Origin of the sequence: Amaricoccus sp. (genome assembly GCF_017995835.1) — a bacterium.
GTDB lineage: Bacteria > Pseudomonadota > Alphaproteobacteria > Rhodobacterales > Rhodobacteraceae > Amaricoccus.
In genome coordinates, this window is sequence record NZ_JAGOID010000094.1 from 1 (window position 1) to 12,604 (window position 12,604).

General features: G+C 70.4%; 12 protein-coding genes. 7 read left to right on the forward strand and 5 right to left on the reverse strand.

Annotated features, from left to right (window positions below; all coding sequences use genetic code 11):
* Positions 1-197 precede the first annotated feature (197 nt).
* The 3 genes from KBA23_RS13190 to KBA23_RS13200 all read right to left on the reverse strand — a co-directional run bounded on the left by KBA23_RS13190 (position 198) and on the right by KBA23_RS13200 (position 2,797).
* Entirely contained in the window at positions 198-1,787 is a 1,590-nt protein-coding gene (locus KBA23_RS13190) for a CopD family protein (RefSeq protein ID WP_290741674.1), read from the reverse strand.
* A gap of 4 nt (positions 1,788-1,791) precedes the next feature.
* Positions 1,792-2,313 (reverse strand): DUF1775 domain-containing protein, encoded by a 522-nt coding sequence (locus KBA23_RS13195; protein WP_290741676.1) that lies wholly within the window; start codon positions 2,311-2,313, stop codon positions 1,792-1,794.
* Between the two features lie 82 nt (positions 2,314-2,395).
* Positions 2,396-2,797: a hypothetical protein gene (locus tag KBA23_RS13200; RefSeq protein WP_290741678.1), complete on the reverse strand. Its 402-nt coding sequence runs from the start codon at positions 2,795-2,797 to the stop codon at positions 2,396-2,398.
* Between the two features lie 167 nt (positions 2,798-2,964).
* Here KBA23_RS13200 and KBA23_RS13205 point away from each other — a divergent pair, with 167 nt between their 5' ends.
* From KBA23_RS13205 to ppk2, 6 genes are read left to right on the forward strand one after another with little or no spacing between them, the layout of a single operon-like run.
* Positions 2,965-4,569 (forward strand): hypothetical protein, encoded by a 1,605-nt coding sequence (locus tag KBA23_RS13205; protein WP_290741679.1) that lies wholly within the window; start codon positions 2,965-2,967, stop codon positions 4,567-4,569.
* Positions 4,570-4,579: 10 nt separating this feature from the next.
* Positions 4,580-5,680 (forward strand): AI-2E family transporter, encoded by a 1,101-nt coding sequence (locus tag KBA23_RS13210; protein WP_290741681.1) that lies wholly within the window; start codon positions 4,580-4,582, stop codon positions 5,678-5,680.
* On the forward strand, positions 5,680-6,123 hold the full coding sequence (locus KBA23_RS13215; RefSeq protein ID WP_290741683.1) for a hypothetical protein: 444 nt from the start codon (positions 5,680-5,682) through the stop codon (positions 6,121-6,123). The genes KBA23_RS13210 and KBA23_RS13215 overlap by 1 nt, the downstream gene beginning before the upstream one ends.
* Before the next feature lies 1 nt (position 6,124).
* Positions 6,125-7,357, forward strand: coding sequence for a biotin/lipoyl-binding protein (locus KBA23_RS13220; RefSeq protein ID WP_290741685.1), 1,233 nt, complete (start codon positions 6,125-6,127; stop codon positions 7,355-7,357).
* Positions 7,357-9,048 carry a SulP family inorganic anion transporter gene (locus KBA23_RS13225; protein WP_290741687.1) on the forward strand — a complete coding sequence of 564 codons (1,692 nt, stop codon included), beginning with the start codon at positions 7,357-7,359 and terminating at the stop codon, positions 9,046-9,048. Before KBA23_RS13220 ends, KBA23_RS13225 begins: the two co-directional genes overlap by 1 nt.
* A complete protein-coding gene (gene ppk2 / locus KBA23_RS13230) occupies positions 9,045-9,893 on the forward strand; it encodes a polyphosphate kinase 2 (RefSeq protein ID WP_290741689.1) in 849 nt (282 codons plus the stop codon). Before KBA23_RS13225 ends, ppk2 begins: the two co-directional genes overlap by 4 nt.
* A 232-nt stretch (positions 9,894-10,125) precedes the next feature.
* Here the strand turns inward: ppk2 and KBA23_RS13235 are convergent, their stop codons facing one another.
* Both KBA23_RS13235 and KBA23_RS13240 read right to left on the reverse strand, forming a co-directional pair.
* Positions 10,126-10,590, reverse strand: a complete 465-nt coding sequence (locus tag KBA23_RS13235) for a hypothetical protein (protein ID WP_290741691.1) — start codon at positions 10,588-10,590, stop codon at positions 10,126-10,128.
* A gap of 132 nt (positions 10,591-10,722) precedes the next feature.
* Complete coding sequence (locus KBA23_RS13240; RefSeq protein WP_366935316.1) at positions 10,723-11,760, reverse strand: ketopantoate reductase family protein; 1,038 nt, start codon at positions 11,758-11,760, stop codon at positions 10,723-10,725.
* Here KBA23_RS13240 and KBA23_RS13245 point away from each other — a divergent pair.
* The coding region (locus tag KBA23_RS13245) for a nitrilase-related carbon-nitrogen hydrolase (RefSeq protein WP_290741693.1) at positions 11,759-12,604 on the forward strand (846 nt) is incomplete at its 3' end. The genes KBA23_RS13240 and KBA23_RS13245 overlap by 2 nt on opposite strands.

Genomic DNA, 12,604 nt, shown 5'->3' on the forward strand with positions numbered 1-12,604 from the left:
ACTCGCGGACCTTTTTGACCTTTAACACTTTTATCGTGTGTATTCCGATAGTTACTAGGCTATCACGCGTGTTAGCCCGTGTTGCGCCGAGTGGACTGGTAGACTCGCCGGTATGATACCCTCGCTCAGCCTGCGGATCCTGCGGGGGCCGGCCGGATCGGCCCCCGCGCGTCCCACAATGGGAAGTTCCGGTCGCGCTACTCCGCCGCCGGAACGGGAACGGTGGTTTCCAGAGTTTCCTTCGCAAAATCGCTGATCAGGACGTCGAGGGTGAGCGTCCAGTCGCCGCCATGGGGGAGCTGGACCGGACCGGCGCGCCAGAGCGGGCCGTCCCGGGCGGCGTCAATGCGGATCGGCTCGACGCCCCGCGCCGGATCCGAGAGTGCGACGGACATCGCCATGGGCTCCATCGCCGCGAAGTCTTGCCCGAACGGGGTGATCTCCAGCGTGTTCGGCCCGGCGCGGCCCGGCTTCAGCACGACGTCCGCCATCACGGTCCGCCCGTGCACGTGGACGTGGAGCCCGGCAGGCACGGCGGCCTCGAGCGTACGCGGCGGCGGGGTCAGCCGGAAGCCGCTGGCGAGGCCGACGATCACGAGGCCGAGGACGAGCTCCGCCACGATCGACCTGCGGAGCTTCGGCGCGGCCCCGGTCTCGCCCCGCGCGATCGCCGGGGTGAGCCGAAAGCGGTTGAGCGCCGCGAGCAGCAGCAGCACGGCGACAAGCGCCAGCTTCGCGGTCAGCAGACGGCCGTAGGCGGTCCCCAGCATCGCCTCGGGCCGGCCGACCTGGATGAAGGCGAGCGTCGCGCCGCTCAGCGCCAACCCGACGACGAGCGGCATGGCGATCGCCGAGAAGCGGCGCAATGTCGGCAGAAGGTCGCTGCCCCCGCACGCAGCCCGCTCCACAAGCCCGGGCAGCGCGCCGATCCAGAAGATGAAGGCGGCGGCGTGCAGCGCCACGGCGGGAGTGGTCAGCCAGCGCGGCGGCGCCGTCGCCGCGTGGCCGAAGAGCGCGAAGGAGACTGCCGCGGCGATCCACGCGACCCAGCACCAGAGGCGGCCCGCCGCATCGTCGTGACGGAGCGCCAGCGCGGCGGCGAGCCCGGCGGCGAGGCTTGCCGCGACGGTGGCGGCGAACGGACTCGCCAGCGCCGCCAGCCAGGGCTGCGGGCCCGCGAGCGCCGCGACCGGGGCCGCGAGCAGATCGCGGCCTTGCAGCCCGAGCGCCAGCACGGCCGCGGGGGCCACCGCCAACGCCGACCAGGACGCCATGCGCTGCGACCGGAGCGCCGGGGCCGTGCCGCGGTCGACCAGCCGGCAGAAGAGCGCGCCGCCCACGCCGAGCACCAGCGCGACCGTGAGGGCAAAGCGGGCGACCGCCGCCGCCCGCGCCGCGCCGGCGGCGGGGATCTCTGCGGCAACGGCGGTGGGCGCCCCCACCGAGAAGACATAGCTGCCGCCGATCGGGTGGCCGTCGACTGAAACCACCCGCCAGCTCAGCAGCAGGGTGCCGGTTCCGAGCCCGTCGGGCACGGTCGCCACCAGCCGGCTGTCCTCCGCCCGGGCGGCGCCGTCCAGGGCCGCGCCGCCGTCGGGCGGGAACCAGCGGACGGACAGCGGCGCCACCGGCTCGCTGAACTCGAGCACCACCTCGCCCGGCGCCTCCGCCACCACCGCTCCCGCCGCGGGCGTGGTGGCGACGAGTTGCGCGTGCGCAGAGGCGCGGCCCCCGACGATGAGGGCCGCGATCAGGCAGAAGAGCGCGAGCGGCCGCGAGGCGGCCACCCGCTCAGTGCCCGTCGACGGCGGGGAGGAGCGTCACGCCGGGCGCCGGATACTCGAGGCTGTCCGGATCCTGGCCGGCGGCGGGAACCTCGATCCAGCGCTCGGTCCTGGTCGCGCATTCCTGCACGGCCGGGACGTAAAGCACGGTTCCCGCCTCGAGGCCGTCGGTCAGCATTCCCCGGAACACGAACTCGTCGTAGTAGGCATCCGGCAGTTCGCCCGTCCAGGTGATCTCGGTCACGCCCTCGGTCAACTGCGAGCCGAAGTAGTCGTAAGGGTGCTCATAGGTCCCGGTGACGGTCTCGATCGTCCAGCCGGCCTTGGGCATCGGCTTGACCGCGATCATCCCTTCGGGGATCTGGACGCGCACCTTCAGCGTCGCTTCGCCCTCGCAGCCGTGCGGCACCCGCAGCACGGCCTTGTAGCTCTTTCCGACAGGCGCCTCGGACTGCTCGAACGTGACGTGGGCGTGGGCAGCGGTGGCCGCCATGGCGGCGATCGCCGCGACAACGAGTGATTTCGACATGGGTTCCATTTTCCGATCGGCCGCAGGCATCGCGCGCCCCGGCATTGAGCAAGGCCGTACACGCGACGCGGGACGGCACGGATCAGGCGATGGAACCCGCGGGCGGCGCCCGAGCACGATGCGGCGCCCAGGCGACCTCGTGGACAGCGACGGGCCCGACTTCGCAGGGCGCCGCTGCGACCGGCGCACCTCGGCGCCCGGCGGCAGGGAACGCGGCCGGGGCGAGCCCCGGGGCGGCAACGAGCACGCAGGCGAGGCAGGCAGGGGCCGACAGATGCCGGCCGTGCCCGTCGGCAGGCCCGCCGTCGCCGAGAGCGTGGCCGGGGCAGATCTCCGGCACGGCGCCGTCCGGCATGGCATAGGCGGCGATGAACGCCGTGCGCGCCGCCATCGCGCGCGCGTGCTGCCCGGGCGCCTGCACGATCGCCAGGGCGAAGAGCCCCGCAATCAGCCCGGTCAGCCAGAATTGCAGCCGCGCACCCATCATGACTTCGCGTTGGACGTTCTCGGTGGCTGAGTCAACAGAAAGCCTGGACCCCTGGCCCGAACCTCGGGCCAAGTACGTTACTGTCTGCTACGTGCCATCTCGCAGTTTCGGACATGTCGCGCTTGTGCGAGACTCCGGGCGCATTCGGAACGGGTGGCCAGGTCATGGTGCGGGAGGAGCAGGCGGTCTCTGCCGACGCCGTTCGGACGGAGCTGACCCGCATCCTCGCCTCGGAGCATTTCGACGCCAGCGAGCGCAACCGCCGCTTCCTGAGCTTCGTCGTCGAGGAAGCCCTCGCGGGCCGCACCGAGCGGATCAAGGCCTATCCGATCGCGACCGAGGTCTTCGGGCGCGATCCGAAGTTCGACCCGCAGCTCGACTCGATCGTCCGGATCGAGGCGGGACGGCTCCGACGGTCGCTCGAGCGCTACTACCTGACCGACGGCCGATCGAGCGATCTTCGCATTGACATTCCGCGCGGCGGCTACGTGCCGGTCTTCGCCCGCGCCGGGGCCGTGGCGCTCCCGCAGGCGCCGGCCGGCGCGCCCCGGGTGTTGGTGACCGCCTTCGAGGAGGAAGGCGACCAGTCGTCGTTCCCGAGCTTCACCCGCGGCTTCACGCGCTCGCTGATCATCGCGCTCACCCGGTTCACCGGCCTGCGCGTGTTCGGCGCGGAAGCGGCGCTGCTCAACCCGGCCAGGATAGGTCCCGGAGCCGATCGCGGGACGGTCGCCGCCGACTACCTCGTCACCGGCCAGACCTCGCTGCGGCCGGGCGGATTCGAGGTCGACGTCCTCCTCGTCGAGGCTGCGAGCGGCCGCGCGGTCTGGGCGGGGACATTCGAGCGGCGCCTTCGGCCCTCGGAGATCATCGCGCTCCGCAACGCGGTGGCGAACGAGGTCGCGCGGGCGCTGGCGCAGCCCTACGGCGCGATCCAGACCGACCGGGCGCGCGACGCCGACGGAGCGGCTCCCGAGCCGATCGGAAGCTACGCGGCGGTGCTCCTGTTCTACGCCTACTGGCGCACCTTTGACCCGGCAATGATCGAGGCGGTGCGTTCGGGTCTCGAGCGCACCGTGGCGGCCGAGCCCGACTACGCCGAGGCGCTGGCCTGCCTGTCCCTCGTCTATTCCAACGCCCACCGCTTCGGCCACCGGCTCGACACGTCCGGACCGGACCTGCACAGCCGCGCCTCCAGGCTCGCCGCCCGCGCGGTGGAACTCGCTCCCGGCTCCGCCTGGGCGCATTACGCCCTCGGCCTCGCCCGCTGGTTCGGGGGCGACGTCGCCGGCGCCCTCGACGCGCTGGAGGCCGGCCGCCGGCTCAACCCCAACGACACGACGATCCTCGCCGATCTCGGGCAGCGCTACGCGATGCTCGCCCGCTGGGACGAGGCGCTGCCGCTGCTCGAGGAATCCTACGCCGTCAACCGGGCCCAGCCCGGCAGCTACCGCATCGGGCTCTTCCTCTACCATTTCGCGCACGGCCGCTTCGCCGAGGCGCTGGCCGAGGCCCGCCGGGTCGAGGCGCCCAAGGTCCTCTACGGTCACGTCGCCGTCGCCGCAGCCGCGGCCGAACTCGGGCTTGACGAGGAGGCGGCAGACGCGGTTTCTGCGATCCTCGGTCTCGATCCCGACTACGGCGCGCATGTCACAGCCGACCTCGAGAGCCGGCATGTGGCCCCGGAGCTGGTGTCGTCGATCGTCGCCGGGCTGGCCAAGGCCGGCCTGCCGATCATGGCGCCGGCGCCGGACGAGCCCGCGTCGTAGAAGGTCAGGAATGCGCATCCCCCAACCCCGGAAAGACGAGCTCGAGGCGAGCGCCACCGACTTCGTCGTGCGCCTCGCCTTCCTCGGCCTCTTCGCCTGGTGGTCGCTGGAGCTCGTCCGCCCCTTCGTGCCGATCGTCATCTGGGCGGTCCTGCTCGCGGTCGCGCTCTACCCCGCCTACGCCTGGCTCGCCCGCCGGCTCGGCGACCGGCGGGGCCTCGCGGCCGCCGCGATCACGCTGATCGCGCTCGCGACGGTGCTCGGCCCGGTCAGCATCCTCGCCGCCAGCCTCGCCGAGACCGTGCAGTGGCTCGCCGCCGGCCTGAACGCGGGGACCCTGAAGATCCCGCCGCCGCCCGCCCCGCTCGACGAATGGCCCGTCGTCGGCAAGCCGCTCGACGAGGCCTGGACGCTGGCCGCCGGCAACCTCGACGAGGCCGCGCGGCGCTACGGCCCGGCCGTGCTGCCCGCCGGCGGCACGGTCCTCGCCAAGGTCGCCGCCATCGGCGCCGACGTGCTGAAGTTCGTCGCCTCCGTCGTCATAGCCGGCTTCCTCTTCCTCCCCGGCCCCCGGCTCGCCGCGGGGGTCCGCGCCTTCGCCAGCCGGCTCGTCGCGCCGCGCGGGGCGCATTTCGTCGATCTCGCCGGGGCGACCATCCGCAACGTCTCGCGCGGGGTCATCGGCGTCGCGCTGTTGCAGGCGCTGCTCGCCGGGGGCATCCTCTACCTCGCCGGCATTCCCGGCGCCGGCCTGATCGCCTTCGGCGTCCTCATCCTCTGCATCGTCCAGATCGGCCCCGCGCCCGTTCTGCTGCCGGTGCTGGTCTGGATCTGGATGAGCCACCCGACGACCTTCGCCCTCGTCCTCACCCTGCTGCTCGTCCCCGTCGCGCTGATCGACAACGTTCTGAAGCCGATCCTGATGGCGCGCGGCCTGACCACGCCGATGCTCGTCATCCTGACCGGCGTCATCGGCGGCACGCTGACCCACGGCCTCGTCGGGCTCTTCCTCGGCCCGGTCGTGCTCTCGGTCTTCTACGAGCTCGTCCTCGCCTGGACCCGCCTCGGCGAGCTGCCGCCCGCCCCGCCGCCCGCATCCGGAGCCCCCTGATGGACCATCCCGCAATGAACCCCGCGGCGCCGCACCACCTGCCGCCCTTCATCACCGGCCCCGGCCAGTCCGACTGGCTGATGACGGTCATGGCGGTCTTCCTCGTCGTCGCCGTGATCTCGGTCGGCCTCGTCTATCTCAAGCTCCACGCGCTGCCCGAGCACATGGCGCACCGGACCAGCAAGGTGCAGTACCAGTTCGTCGCCGTGCTGGCGCTCCTCGCGCTCTTCACCCACAACAACGTCTTCTGGATCGCCGCGCTGCTCCTCGCGCTCGTCGAGCTGCCGAACTTCTCGACGCCGATGAACTCGATCGCGCTCTCGCTCGAGAAGCTCTCCGGCCGCGACAAGTCGGCCGAGCCGGACTCGCGCTGGAACGACCTTCTCTCCGACGATGCGCCCGCCGACCCGCCGCCCTCGGCGAAACCGGAGAAGGAGGCCTGAGATGCTCGAACTCCTGCTCTGCTCCGCCGTCACCATCCTGCCGGACTTCCTCTGGCGCCGCTATGCGCAGGGCAAGCGCCTCGGCCGCGAGATCACCCTCTTCTCGGTCTGGTACGAACTGCGCTGGGGCATCACCCTCTGCGTGATCCTGACCATCGCGCTCATCACCACGATCTTCTATTTCCACCCCTCGACGTCGAGCGCCGTCTCGGTCTTCCGCACCGTGACGATCCTCCCCGAGCGGGGCGGTCGCGTCGCCGAGGTCTTCATCGGCATCAACGAGCACGTCACGCAAGGCCAGCCCCTCTTCAGTCTCGACACCGCCGAGCAGGAGGCCGAGATCGAGACCGCGAAGCGCCAGATCGCCGAGGTCGAGGCGGGGATGGTGGTGGCGAGGTCCCAGCTCGCCGAGGCCGAGGGCCGCATCGTCCAGGCGCGCGGTTCGCTCAGGCAGGCGCAGGACGAATACGACACCCGCGCCGAGCTGATGCGGCGCAACCCCGACGCCATCGCCCAGCGCGAGGTGGACCGCGCCCAAGTCGCCGTCGACACCGCGCAGGGCGCGGTCGACGCCGCCGTCGCCGGCAAGGCGGCGGTGCAGAGCCAGATCGACTTCGCGCTGCCGGCCGAGAAGGCCAGCGCCGAGGCCGCGCTCGCCGAGGCCGAGGTCGCGTTCGAGAAGGCGCTGGTGGTCGCCGGGACCGACGGCGTCGTCCAGCAGTTCGCGCTCCGCGCCGGCGACGTGGTCAACCCGATGCTGCGCCCCGCCGGCATCCTCGTGCCCGACCGTCATGTGACCGGGCTCGCCGCCGGCTTCGGCCAGATCGAGGCGCAGATCATCAAGGTCGGCATGGTCGGCGAGGTCACCTGCCCGGCGATCCCCTTCACGGTCATTCCGGTCGTCGTCACCGACGTGCAGGACGTGGTCGCTTCCGGCCAGATCCGCCCGACCGACCAGTTGCAGGACATCTCCACCTTCGCCCGCCCCGGCACCATCACCGCGATCATGGAGCCGCTCTTCGAGGGCGCCCTCGACCGGCTGCCGCAGGGCTCGGCCTGCATCGCCAACGCCTACACCTCGAACCACGACGCGCTTCAGGATCCCGAGATCGGGGCCTTCCACGCCTTCGTGCTGCACGCGATCGACGCCACCGGGCTGGTCCATGCCGCGCTCCTGCGCCTTCAGGCCCTGATCCTGCCGGTGCGCACCCTCGTCCTCTCGGGCGGCCACTGATGCACGGGCCGGCGCCCTCCCGCCGGCCCGTGCTGGCGAGCCTCGCCGGCTACCGGCCGGCGTGGCTCAAGGGCGACATCGCCGCCGGCCTCGCCATCGCCGCCGTCGGCCTGCCGACCGCGATCGCCTATCCGGCGATCGCCGGCCTGCCCCCCGAGACCGGCCTCTACGCCTCGATCGCTCCGCTCGTCGCCTACGCGGTCTTCGGCCCGTCGCGCCAGCTCATCGTCGGCCCCGACGCCGCGACGATCACCGTCATGGCCGCGGTCCTCGCCACCGTCCCCGACCTCGCCGCCGCCGACCGGCCCGGCGTCGCCGCCATGCTCGCGCTCGTCGTCGGCCTCCTCTACATCGCCGGCCGCTTCCTCGGCCTCGGGGCGCTCTCGGCCTTCCTCTCCCGGCCGATCCTCGTCGGATTCTTCGCCGGCATCTCGCTCTCGATCATCACCGGCCAGCTCAAGCGCGTCACCGGCGCGCCGATCACGTCCGACGGCCTGATCGCCCCCTTCATCGACCTCCTGAACGAGTTCGCGGAGATCCACTGGCCCTCGCTCGCCCTCGCCGCCGTCATGTTCGCCGTCCTCCAGGCCGCGCGCAGCTTCCGCCTGCCCGTCCCCGGCCCGGTGATCGTCGTCGTCCTCGCGGTCGCGCTTTCGGCGATTCTCGACCTGCCGGCCATGGGCGTCGCCGTCGTCGGCGACATCCCCGCCCGCCTGCCGCGGCTCGCCCTGCCCTCGACCGGCGGCGCCGGGCTCGAACGCCTCCTTATCGGCGCGGTCGCGATCTTCTTCGTCAGCTTCGCCGCCGGCATCGTCACCGCCCGCAGCTTCGGCCAGCGCGGCGGCTACCCGGTCGACGCCGACCGCGAGATGCAGGGCTTCGGCGCTGCGAACATCGCCGCCGGCCTTTTCGGCGCCTTCCCGGTCACCGCGTCGGACTCGCGCACCGCGATCAACGACTCGGTCGGCGGGCATTCCCAGATCGCCGGGGTCGTCGCCGCCGGCGCCCTCGTCCTCGCCATCCTCTACCTGCAACCCGCGCTCGCGATCCTGCCGATCCCCGCTCTCGGCGCCATCCTGATCGCCGCGGCGCTCAGCCTGATCGACGTTCCCGCCCTGCGCGAGCTCTGGCGGATCAGCCGCATGGAGTTCGTCTTCGCGATGATCGCGCTTGTCGCGCCGATCACCCTCGGGGTGCTGGCCGGCGTCATCGTCGCCATCGGCGCCACCTTCACCTACCTGCTTCGCAAGATGATGTTCCCGCGCGACGCGCTTCTCGGGCGCATCCCCGGCCGCGACGGCTTCTACAAGCTGCACCGCCGCCCCGACGCCCGCCCGGTCGCCGGCCTCGTCATCGCGCTGGTCGAGGGCAATCTCCTGTTCTTCAACGCCGACCACGTGCAGGCGCGGCTCCTCGAAATCGTCGACGACGCGCCGGCAGGGACGCGCTGGTTCCTCCTCGACATGGGCGCCGTCACCCAGACCGACTCGACCGCCGCCGCGATGCTCGAGGAGTTCCGGACCGACCTCGCCGAGCGCAACGTCCGCCTCGCCTTCGCCGAGTTCAATTCCGAGGTGCGCGACCTGCTCGACCGCACGGGACTGCTGGCCGCGGTCGGGCCCGAGATGATCTTCGACGACCTCGACGACGCGCTGCGCGCCTTCGAGGCGAACCCGGGAGGAACGCCATGAGCAAGAAGCACAGGAAGGCGAAGCCGGAGAAGACCGCGGATCAGCCCGCGCTCGACCCCAAGGCCGCGAAGAAGGCCCGCAACAAGGCCTATGAGGCGCGGCTCGCCGCCCTCCAGGTCGAGATCGCCAACCTCCAGGCCTGGGTCAAGGCGACCGGCGCCCGCATCGTCGTCATCTTCGAGGGCCGCGACGCCGCCGGCAAGGGCGGCATGATCAAGCGCCTGACCGAGAAGGTCAGCCCGCGCGTCTTCCGCGTCGTGGCGCTGCCCGCGCCCTCCGACCGGCAGAAGACCCAGATCTACATGCAGCGCTACGTCGAGCAGCTGCCTGCCGCCGGCGAGGTCGTGGTCTTCGACCGCAGCTGGTACAACCGCCCCGGGGTCGAGCGGGTCATGGGTTTCTGCTCGGACGAGCAGGCCGGGCGCTTCCTCGATCTCTGCCCCCGCTTCGAGGCCGCTCTGGTCGAGTCGGGGATCACGCTCGTCAAGTACTTCCTCACTGTCGGCGAGGAGGAGCAGGAGCGCCGCTTCCGCCAGCGCATCGACGATCCGACCCGCCAGTGGAAGCTCTCGCCGATGGACCTCGAGAGCTACCGCCGCTGGTGGGACTACTCGGCGGCCTACGACGAGATGATCCGCCTGACCGATACGCCCCACGCCCCGTGGTGGATCGTCGATTCGAACGACAAGAAGGCGGCGCGCATCAACTGCCTCACCCACCTCCTCGCCTCGATCCCCTACGAGAAGGTCAAGTACGACGAGCCCAAGCTCGGCAAGCGCCAGAAGAAAGCCGATGACTACGCGCCCGACCGGACGGCGCGGAACGTCGTGCCGAGCGTGTTCTGATCCGCCTCCGGGGTTCCGGGGCCGGCATCGCCTCGAAACCCCGGGACGTGCGGCCGCAATGGCCGCAGGTCCGATGTCATGCGGCGTCCGCCTGAATGCCTCGCGCCTGCATTAACGATTCAATCCCGACTCTTTTTCTTGGCATATGCGTTGTGCATACGCTGTGCATGGAGTGTGCATCGAAGGATCCGCCGTAAACCCCTGACGCCGAAGCCTTCGGACGGAAACCGCATCACGCCGCCGACGGCGCCCAGTTCAGGAAGAAACCGATGTCGCCCGGGACGCCGCCAGGGAAGTTGATGACCATGGCCTTGAGCCTGTAGCCCTGCGGCTTGCCGAGTTCCTCGTAGCGATCGAAGAACTCCCTGGCCTTGCCCTGCAGGGTCTCCGGCCAGCGCGGGTCGTTGTTGTTGATCGCCCGACCGCTGTCGGTGCAGAGTTCCGACGGAAACGAATAGACCATCGCCTCCATCTTCCCGTCCTTGACCGCGTTCATCACCAGCCGCCGCACCATGGCGATCTCGTCCTCGCTGACGTGCTTCTGCAGGAAATCGCGCGTGAAGTCGGCGAGCTTGTTCTCCTCGGCCTCCCGCGCCTTCCTCTCGACGTCCATCTTGTCCATCTCCTTCTGGAGAATGGACATTCTCAGCGCCTCCGCCGACTGCGGCATCGCCTTCGGATCAATCTTCTCGCTCATGACAACGGCCTCCAGTGTCTCGAAGCTGCCAGCCGTTCTAGCAGAGCCGCATCCGAAGGGAACGTTACAAACAGTAGCGTACCCACGCCGCCGGGAGCGGCGGCCATGCGCTGCGGCGCGCTGGCCCGGCGTTCAGAGACGGCCCGCCTCGCGACGCGCTTCGTACGCTTCGAGATGCGTGCAGGCGATGCGATGGATGGTGTCGTCGATCCCGTGCTCCCTCGCCTTTCGCAGCATGAATCCGATGATATGGTCGCCTTCGATCGGACCGTGCCGTTCGATGTCGCGCAACATCGAAGCCGTGTATCCGGATGACCTGTCGGCAAAGAGCTTGCGGTACTCGTCCAGAAAGGCGTCCGATGGCGCGTATCCCTCCTGCCCGGCTATCGCCGCGTTGGCATGAAGAAAACGGATCATCAACGACGATCCTTCCGCCGTTCTTGCGATTTCGCCCACGCTCGCCCGCATCAACGTCGTCATGCCGGCGACCGTGGCAAGATGCACGACCTTGTTCCACATCTCCTGCATGATGTCCGGCACGGCCTTCGCGACGACGGAGGTCCGGTCGAACGCCTGCTTCAGCGCGACGACCCGGTCCGACATGAGGCCGTTCTGCTCGCCGAACGTGATGTAGCGCCAATCGTTGAGGTGCTGGATGACGCCGTCGGCGGACAGGGTGGCCGCGATCTTCGCGAGGCCGCCGAGGACGCGCTCCTCGCCGAATCTCGCGTTCAGAACCGCCATGTGGGCGATGCCGTTCAGCAAGGGGAGAACCGCCGTCTGCGGCCCGACGGCGGGCGAGATGGCGTCGATCGCCGAGTCCAGGTCGTAGGCCTTGCACGTCAGGATCACCAGGTCCGCCGGCTCGCGGATCTCGTCCGTGGTGACGGCCTTGGCCTTCGACGAGAAGTCCCCGAAGGTCGATCTGATGCGGATGCCCTCTTCGAGAAGCGTCTTCCTGCGACCCTCCCGGACGATGAAGGTCACGTCCTGCCCGCCCTCGATCAGCCGGCCCCCGAAATAGCCGCCGATGGCGCCGGCTCCCAGACACATCACACGCACGCGCGGTCCCCTCCCATTATCCCACGGCCCGCTTGCCGCTGCCTCGGCCGGTTTGACATGGCCATATGAACATGCCCTCATGGCCGAAGCACAAGTGGAGACGTTCATGGACGTGGTGAACCCTTCCCGGATCGTCGAAGAAGCGATCGCCCGCGCCACGGGCCGCAGCGACGAACCCGTGTATGTCGCGAGCTGCGTCCAGGCGGCGCCCGTCGCCTATGACGTGGCGCGGACGCTCGAAAAGGTCGCAGACCTGACCGCCGACGCAGCCAGATCCGGGGCCAGTCTGGTGGTTTTCCCGGAGGCGTTCGTCAGCGCGTACCCCCGCGGCTCCTCGTTCGGCTCGGTGATCGGGGCCCGGTCGGAGCAGGGGCGCGAAGAGTTCCGTCGCTATCACGCCTCCAGCATCGAAGTTCCCGGACCCGCCGTCGACGCCCTGGGCGCGATCGCCAGAGCCAACAAGACCGTGCTCGTCATCGGCGTCATCGAGCGCGACGGCGGAACCCTGCACTGCTCGGCGCTGTTCTTCGGCGCCGACGGGGGCTTCCTCGGCAAGCACAGAAAGCTGATGCCGACCGGCGCCGAGCGCCTGGTTTGGGGTTTCGGCGATGGATCGACCCTGCCGGTGTTCGACACCGCGCTTGGCCGGCTCGGCGCCGTCATCTGCTGGGAGAACTACATGCCGATGCTGCGCTCGGCCATGTACGCCCAGCGGATTCAGGTCTACTGCGCGCCGACCGCGGACGGGCGCCCCACCTGGGCGCCATCCATGCAGCATATCGCCCTCGAAGGGCGATGCTTCGTCCTGTCGACCAACCAGTTCTGCCGACGCTCCGACTATCCCGCCGATGATGCGCTCGCGCTGCCCGAAGATCCCGACGCGATCGTCAGCCGCGGCGGAGCCGTCATCGTCGACCCGCTCGGCACGATACTCGCCGGGCCGCTCTGGGAT